The organism is Arthrobacter sp. 05N33_2 (assembly GCF_056397425.1).
In genome coordinates this window covers 1-8,246 of sequence record NZ_JBFTNJ010000100.1, presented here as the reverse complement: position 1 = coordinate 8,246, position 8,246 = coordinate 1, and the positions used below count along the sequence as shown (strand labels likewise).

Genomic DNA, 8,246 nt, shown 5'->3' with positions numbered 1-8,246 from the left:
AGCCCGTACAGGCCGTTGGTGGACTGGTAGTTCAGGTCGGAGCCGTCGGCGCAGGTCTGGCCCGTCCATGACAGGATGCGGCACATCCGGTTCGGGCTCGTGACGGCGAGGATCGTCGCGCCAAGGGCCAGGACCGCCCCGGCGAACCCGAAAAGGTACAGCCGSACGCCGGCGAAGAACAGCGCGGCRGCCACGATGATCATCACRATCATGGCCGTSCCGAGGTCGTTTCCGGCCAGGATGAGGCCCAGGACCGCAATGGCGCCCGGGAGCACGACCGGAATGAGCGCGTGGCGCCATTCATGGAGGAGCTTGGCCTTGCGGTCAAGCACGGTGGCCATCCAGAGCGCGAGGGCGAGCTTGGCGGCTTCGGAGGGCTGGAACGTGAACGGACCGACGTCGATCCAGTTCTGGTTGCCCAGCGCGCTGCGTCCCACGAGGAGCACCAGGCCCAGCAGCGCAATGGCCAGGAACATGAGCGGCCAGGCGAAGCGCCTGAGCCAGACGACGTTCACGCGGGAGAGGACAAGCATCGCGAAGACGCCAATCGCGGCGAATCCGCCCTGTTTGAAGGCGGCGGAGTACGGCGACTCCCCCGCGGCGATGGCTTCCACGCTGGAGGCCGAGAGGACCATCATGATCCCGATCGCCGTCAGCGCCAGGGTGGAGCCAAGGATCAGGTAGTACGTGGATCCGTTGCGCGACCTGCCGGTGCCTTCCAGCGCGGACCAGAATCCGCGGTTCCAGGCACGCACCCGGGCCGCGGGGGTGACGGCGGGGCCGCCGGCCGTTGGCCGTGCCGCCGAAGGGGCCCGACGGCCGGCGGGCGTGCCACTGGTGGCCCCGCCTCTACTGGCCCCGCCGGCGGCGGGTCGTGCCGCCGTCGTACGTGTGGGCGTGCTGACCATTGTTACTCCTCGCTGGTCTGAGCCTGCCCTTCCACRAGCTCGCGGACAGCTTCGATGAAGGCATCGCCACGGTGAGCRTAGGAAGAGAACTGGTCCATGGAAGCAGCCGCCGGGGCCAGCAGCACAGTGTCCCCGGAGGCGGCCAGCTGCGCCGCCGAGGCAACGGCCTGGGCCATCACAGTCTCGCCGAAAATCGGCGAAGGGCCTGCGTCGGCTTTGGCCGTACCGGCAGTCTGCACGTCTTCAGTCTCGCCCTTGCCCTGCCCGATCACGGGGACATCCGGCGCGTGTCGCTTCAGGGCGGCCTGCAGATCGCTGGAGTCCGCGCCGATCAGGACCACGGCCTTGAGCCGGCTGCCCTGTTCCTGGATCAGGGAGTCGTAATTCACGCCCTTGGACAAACCTCCCGCGATCCACACCACATTCTGGAACGCGGACAACGAGGCGGCGGCGGCGTGCGGGTTGGTGGCTTTGGAATCGTTGATCCACAGCACACCCTCATACCGGGCCACCAGCTGGATCCGGTGGTCTCCCGGAAGGTAGTTCAGCAGGCCCTGGCGCACAGCCGATGGCTCCACCCCGTAGGCCCGTACCAGGGCAGCGGCTGCCAGCGCGTTGGCCACCATGTGGCGCGGCGCCACCGGTCCCAGGTCGGCGATCGAGGCGAGTTCGGCCGCGCTGTCCTTGCGTTCGGCAATGAACGCCCGGTCAACCAGCAGCCCCTCCACGACGCCGAGCATGCTGATGGCCGGGGTCAGTGTGGTGAATCCCACGGCCCGGCAGCCTTCAACCACGTCCGCGTCCTCGACCATGCGCTCGGTCTCGATCTGCTCGGCGTTGTAGATGCAGGCCTTCTGCGTGTTGGCGTAGACCTTGGCCTTGTCGGCCAGGTAGGAGGCGTAGGAGCCGTGCCAGTCCACGTGGTCTTCAGCGACGTTGAGGCACACGCTGGCCACCGGCGACACCGAGTGGCTCCAGTGCAGCTGGAAACTGGACAGTTCCACCGCGAAGGCGTCGTAGTCCACGGGATCGCGCAGGGCGTCCAGGATCGGGGTTCCGACGTTGCCTACGGCGATCGCCTTCAGGCCGGCGGCCTGGAGCATGGATTCGGTCAGGCCGACCGTGGTGGTCTTGCCGTTGGTGCCTGTGATGGCCAGCCAGTCGGCGGTCTTACGGCCCTCGCGTTCGCGGAGCCGCCAGGCGAGCTCGACGTCGCCCCACACCGGAATGTGCGCCCGTGCCGCTGCGGCGAGCAGTGCCTGGTCCGGGCGCCAGCCCGGGGACGTGACCACCAGGTCCGGCTTTTGCCCGTCGATCTTCGGAACGGACTCCACCGCTTCCTCGCCCAGCAGGACGTCCGCGGCGCCGACGATGCGGAGTGTGTCGGCCTGGGCCAGCGCCTTGGCGCTGGTGGCGGCATCCACCACCACCACCCGGGCGCCGAGTTCAATGAGGGTGTCGGCGGCGGCGAAGCCGGAGACGCCGATGCCGGTGACCACGACGCGCAGTCCGGCCCACTCGGAATCCCAGGTGGTGAGTCCCTGCAGCCGGGGCGAGGTGGTGAGCGGGGCGGGGATGGGACCGGTCACAGCAGCACCACCCATTCGGCGTAGAAGATGCCCAGGCCGGCGGCGACAAACAACCCGGACAGGATCCAGAACCGGACCACCACCGTGACTTCGGCCCAGCCCTTGAGCTCGAAGTGGTGCTGGAGCGGTGCCATCTTGAAGAACCGTTTGCCCTTGGTGATTTTGAAGTAGCCCACCTGGATAATGACCGAGAGCGTGATGAGGACGAAGAGCCCGCCGATGAAGGCCAGCAGCAGTTCGGTGCGGGACAGGATCGCGAAGGCTGCGACGGCGCCGCCGATGGCAAGGGAGCCGGTGTCGCCCATGAAGATCTTTGCGGGCGAGGTGTTCCACCACAGGAACCCGACCATCGCCGCGCTCAGGATGGCGGCCAGCAGGGCCAGGTCCAGGGGGTCGCGGACCGAGTAGCAGCCGCTGCCGGCCTGCCGCGGGGATCCGCAGGCCTGGTTGCTTTGCCAGATGCCCATGAGCGTGTAGGCCCCGAACACCATGACGGAAGCGCCGGCGGCCAGGCCGTCGAGGCCGTCGGTGAGGTTCACGCCGTTGGTCGCGGCCGTGASGATCAGGTTGGACCACAGCACGAACAAGATGGCGCCGAGTACGGTCCCGGCGAACGCGAGGTTAAGCCACGGAATGTCGCGCACCAGCGAGATCTGGGTGGACGCCGGGGTCAGGCCCGCCGCATTCGGGAAGTTCCGCGCCAGCACGGCAAAGATGATGCCAACGGCGCCCTGAAGGATCAGCTTGGCCTTGGCGTCCAGGCCCAGGCTGCGCTGCTTGGAGATCTTGATGAAGTCATCCAGGAATCCGACCAGCCCCATGCCCACCATGAGGAAGAGCAGGAGAAGCCCGGAGGCGCTTGGCCCCGGTGAGTGCGGGTTCATCATCCACATGATCAGGTGCGTGAGCCCGTAGCTGACCAGGACCGCCACGACCACCACGGTGCCGCCCATTGTGGGCGTGCCCCGCTTGGTGTGGTGGGAGGTGGGTCCGTCGTCCCGGATGAATTGTCCGTAGCCCTTGCGGACCAGGAACCGGATGAACAGCGGGGTGCCTACAAACGCGAGGAGCAGCGCCATTCCGGCGCCCATCAGCAGTGCAATCACAGCTGTGCACTCCCTTCTGTGGCGGTTGCGGCAGTTCCCTCAGCAGGTCGCTCGGGAGAGTCTTGGGTGGCATGTGGGGGTAATGCTATCCGATCCCCCAAGTGGCGCAGCCCGATGCCGTTCGATGACTTGAACAGGACCAGGTCGCCGGGCTGGAGCTCGGCTTGGAGAAGCACGTAGGCCTCGTCCGCCGTCTCGGCGAAAACGCATTCGTCGCCCCAGGAGCCTTCGTTGACGGCGGAGACATACAGCGACCGCGCCTCCCGGCCCACCACGACGAGCCGGGAGATGTTCAGCCGCACCACCTGGGTGCCGACTGCCATGTGCTCGCGGATGGAATCCGGGCCCAGTTCCAGCATGGCGCCCAGGACTGCCCAGGTGCGGCGGCCGCGGCCCAGCTCGGCCAGCGTCCGCAGTGCTGCCCGCATGGACTCCGGGTTGGCGTTGTACGCATCGTTGATGACGGTCACGCCGTCGGGACGCTCCGTGCGCTCCATCCGCCAGCGGCTGGCGGCGGTCTGCGCGCTGAGCGAGGCGGCGATCTGCGCCCCGGGGATGCCGGCCGCGTGCGCCGCAGCCGCGGCCGCGAGGAGGTTGGCCATGTGATGGGCGCCGATCAGCTTGGCGGCGACGTGGTGCCGGGTTGGCCCTTGCTGTGCTTTCCCGTCCGTCACGTCGGCGGGCAGGTAGAGCTCAAATTCCGGGTGGCCGTCGGCGTTCAGGTCCACATCCGCGGCCCTCACCACATCGGCCTGGGCCACGTCGGCCTGGATGGTGGTGTCCTGGCCTGGGCCGGCCGCGCGTGAGGTGTAGCCGAGCACGCGGGCCCGGGTCCGGGTGGCCATCGCGGCGACGCGGGAGTCGTCCAGGTTCAGCACGGCGGTGCCCCCGGCCGGGAGCGCCTCCACGAGTTCGCCCTTGGCCACCGCGATGTTCTCGACGCCGCCGAACTCCCCGGCGTGGGCGGAGCCGACGCCGAGGACGACGCCGATCTCCGGCCGGACCATGTCCGCGAGGTACTGGATGTGGCCGATGCCCGTGGCGCCCATCTCGATGACGAGGTAGCGGGTGTCGAAGTCGGCTTTGAAGACTGTGAGCGGCACGCCGATCTCGCCGTTGTAGGACCCTTGCGGCGCAACTGTGGCACCTTCGGCGCCGGCGGCCGCGAAGATTCCGGCGAGCAGGTCCTTCGTGGTGGTTTTGCCGGCGGAGCCGGTGATGCCGACCACGGTGAAAGCGGCGCCGGCCGCGGCGCGGCTGGCACGGATCCGGCGGACGGCTTCGGCGGCCAGCGCGCCCATGGCGAGGACAGTGTCCTCAACGACGACGGCGGGATAGTCCGTTCCGGCGGCGTCGGCCACTTCGCGCTCCACGAGCGCCAATACGGCGCCCCGGTCAAAGGCTGCGCCGACGAAGTCGTGTCCGTCGGCGTTCTCCCCCGGTTTGGCCACATAGAGGGAACCCGCCGTGGCCTCGCGGGAGTCGGTCACCACGGAGGCGGGGGTAATTCCCGGTTCCGCGGCGAGCCGGCCGTCGGTTATGTCGGCGATTTCCGCCGCTGTAAATGCAATCATCTCGGTTTAGGACTCTATCCGGTGGTCTTCGAGAACGGTGAATCCCCGTGCTGTCAAGGCGTTCCGAAGCTCCACCCGGTCATCCAGTGCCAGGTTGACTCCCTTGACTTCCTGCCAGACCTCGTGACCGCGCCCGGCCACGAGGATGGTGTCCCCGGCTCCGGCGAGCTCTACGGCCTTCAGGATGGCGGCGTCGCGCGGGAAGACCTCCAGGACTGTGCAGTCCAGGCCTTCGTCGTCCTTGGCCGCGAGGGCCCCGGCAAGGACGTCCGCGCGGATGGCCGCCGCGTCCTCGTCGTGGGGATCGTCGTCGCTGACAATCACGGTGTCCGCCAGCCGCGCCGCGATGGCACCCATCGCGGGGCGTTTGCCCTGGTCCCGCTGTCCGGTGGCGCCGAAAACGATGATCACTCTGGATCCGGGTTCCGGGGACCGGACGGCTTCGAGGGCACGGGCCAGTGCGTCGGGGTTGTGCGCGAAGTCCACCACGGCGGCCGGGGCCGTGGACACGAGCTGCATCCGGCCCGGCACGGCAACGGTGAAGGGATCCGCGGCGTCGAGGGCGGCCTGCACCGCGGCCGGCTCGTGGCCGCCGGCGAGGACCATCACCGTGGCCAGCGCGGCATTGGCGACGTTGAAGCCGCCCGGCAGGCCCGTGTGGACGCGCAGCTCGGCGCCGTCGCGGTGCCGGAGGACGAAGTCGGAGCCGAGGCCCCGCGGAGCAGTCCGGACCACAGTCCAGTCCGCGGTTCGGTCCGTGGTCCGGTCGGCGTCAGCCGGCCCGGCGCCGTCGGTCCCGGCCGTGGCCAGGGTCGTGACCGGGATTTCGGCGGTGGCCGCAAGCTTGCGGCCCCAGTCATCATCGATGGTCACGACGGCGGCGCGGGCGCGTTCCGGCGAAAACAGCCGGGCTTTGGTCTGGAAGTATTCCTCCATGGTCCCGTGCAGGTCCAGGTGGTCCTGGGTGAGGTTCGTGAAGCCGGCGACGTCGAACACCACGGCGTCGACACGGTGGAAGGACACGGCGTGCGAGGAAACCTCCATGGAGGCGGCATCGAGCCCGCGTTCGCGCATGAGCGCCAACAGTGCGTGCACATCCGTGGATTCGGGAGTGGTCAGCAGGCTCGGGATCGGCTCCCCGCCGGCCAGGATCTCAATCGTCCCGATCAGCCCGGTCCGCTTACCCAGCGCCCGCAGCAGGGCATTGATGAAATAGGTGGTGGTGGTCTTGCCGTTGGTGCCTGTCACCCCGAAGAGGGCCGGTGCCCCGGCGCCGTCGGGCCTGCTCTGGTAGATGAGCGCGGACAGCCGGCCGACCACGCTGCGCGGCTCGTGGGCCAGCAGGACCGGGACGGCGATGTCATGGCCCAGGGCCAGCAGGCGCGCCCCGGCGTCGTCTGTCAGGACCGCCACGGCGCCGGCGTCGACGGCCTGGGACACGAAGTCGGCCCCGTGCCGTGTGGCGCCCGGCAGGGCCACGTACAGGTCTCCCGGGCGGACCGACCGGGAGTTCAGGGAGATCCCGGTGACCTGGACGGAGCCTGATGCACCGGGAACGGCGATGCCGATCGCCGCGCCAATGTCTGCCAGCGGCACTGCGGCAACCGCAGTGGGCCGGAAGCCCTGGGTGGAGTCATGGCCGGACGGCGCGGAAGCATCGGGGTCGGTGAGCTCTGACAAGTGGATCTCCGTTGTGGTGCTAGTGGATCGGGCACTGAACTAATCGGGCACTGAAAAAAATCGGGCACTGAATGAATCGGGCACTGAAAAAAATCGGGCACTGGTAGATCGGGACCTGCGCACGCGGAAATGCTCCGGCGCGCAGGCAATGGGTGTGGCGTCGGCTGGTGACTTCCGGGTGCCAGGTGGAACAGGCGCTACTTGGCGTACTGCGGCAGCCGCGCGGGTTCGCCGGTGGAGGGCTGGACGTTGAATGTGCGCAGCGTCTGGCTCATCACCGAACGGAACACCGGTCCGTTGGTGATTCCGAAGATGCTTCCCTTGGGCCGTTGCAGGACCACCTCAACAATAAACCGCGGATCGTCCATGGGCGCCATTCCGATGATGGAGGCCGTATAGCCGCAGAACCCTGATTTGCCGTCGTCGCAGGGCGATTCGGATGTGCCGGTCTTGGCGCCCACCCGGTACCCGTCGATCGCAGCCTCTTTGATCTCGCCCTCGGTTACGGCGCTCTCAAGGATGTCGCGGACCTGTTTGGCGGTTTCCTTGGAGACGACCTGCTGCGGGGCTTTGGCCGGGACTTTTTCCTCGGCACCGTCCGGGTTGATGTAGCTGTCGATCAGCCGGGGCTGGAGCATCACGCCGTCGTTGGCGATGCTCTGGTAGGCCCGGACAGTCTGGAGGGTGGTTTGGGCGACGCCCTGGCCGAAGAGCACTGTGTATTGCTGACGCCCGTCCCACTGGTCGGCCGGGGTCAGGATGCCCTTGGATTCGGCCGGCAGACCAATGTCGGGGGCATCGCCGATGCCGAACTTCCGCAGCCAGTCATAGCGCTGTTCCTTGCTCAGCCGCTGGCCCACCATGACTGTGCCGGTGTTCATGGAATAGCCGACAATGCCCGCCAGCGTCCGCTGCTCGGTGCCGTGTTCGAACGCGTCACTGAAGGTCTGGCCGTCCACTGTGTAGGTCGGTGGAATGGTGAACCTGTCCAGCGGGCTGGACTTCCCTTCCTGAATCGCAGCTGCGGCCGTGATCATCTTCTCCACCGAGCCGGGCTCGTAGGCGGCGGTGACGGCCCGGACCCCGCGGTCCTCGGCGGCAACCTTGCCGGGGTCGTTCGGATCCGGGGAGTCGGTATCGGCCATGGCCACGATGTTGCCGGTCTTGACGTCCTGGACAACGATCACGCCCCACTCGGCGCTGAGCTTGTCCTTCTGGCTTTGGATCGCCTGTTGGGAGAAGTACTGCAGGTCCGAATTCAGCGTGAGTTTGATGTCCTTGCCGTTCACCGCCGGCGTCAATTGGTCCACACCGACCGGGATGCGCAGTCCGTCGGCGCCGATTTCAAAGAGCCGCTTGCCCGGTGTGCCTTCTTGCCCGGTGTGCCTT

6 protein-coding genes are annotated in these 8,246 nt (G+C 67.9%); all 6 read right to left on the bottom strand.

Annotated features, from left to right (window positions below; genetic code table 11):
• A partial coding sequence (locus AC1DHX_RS19720) for an FtsW/RodA/SpoVE family cell cycle protein (protein ID WP_476900389.1) occupies nt 1-908 on the bottom strand: 908 nt, incomplete at its 3' end.
• A 2-nt stretch (nt 909-910) separates the two neighbouring features.
• On the bottom strand, nt 911-2,512 hold the full coding sequence (murD, locus tag AC1DHX_RS19715; protein WP_476859855.1) for a UDP-N-acetylmuramoyl-L-alanine--D-glutamate ligase: 1,602 nt from the start codon (nt 2,510-2,512) through the stop codon (nt 911-913).
• The gene (gene mraY, locus AC1DHX_RS19710) at nt 2,494-3,603 is read right to left on the bottom strand and encodes a phospho-N-acetylmuramoyl-pentapeptide-transferase (RefSeq protein WP_476900388.1); all 1,110 of its coding nucleotides are present in this window, start codon (nt 3,601-3,603) and stop codon (nt 2,494-2,496) included. The genes murD and mraY overlap by 19 nt, the downstream gene beginning before the upstream one ends.
• Nucleotides 3,600-5,177: a UDP-N-acetylmuramoyl-tripeptide--D-alanyl-D-alanine ligase gene (locus AC1DHX_RS19705; RefSeq protein ID WP_476859856.1), complete on the bottom strand. Its 1,578-nt coding sequence runs from the start codon at nt 5,175-5,177 to the stop codon at nt 3,600-3,602. The genes mraY and AC1DHX_RS19705 overlap by 4 nt, the downstream gene beginning before the upstream one ends.
• Nucleotides 5,178-5,183: 6 nt before the next feature.
• Nucleotides 5,184-6,857, bottom strand: a complete 1,674-nt coding sequence (locus AC1DHX_RS19700; protein WP_476859857.1) for a UDP-N-acetylmuramoyl-L-alanyl-D-glutamate--2,6-diaminopimelate ligase — start codon at nt 6,855-6,857, stop codon at nt 5,184-5,186.
• 197 nt (nt 6,858-7,054) lie between these two features.
• On the bottom strand, nt 7,055-8,246 hold a 1,192-nt coding region (locus AC1DHX_RS19695), incomplete at its 5' end, for a peptidoglycan D,D-transpeptidase FtsI family protein (protein ID WP_476900387.1).

Excerpts from the sequence above, each read along its gene's own strand:
- AC1DHX_RS19705 (WP_476859856.1), bottom strand. The coding sequence starts at position 5,177 with ATGATTGCATTTACAGCGGCGGAAATCGCCGACATAACCGACGGCCGG.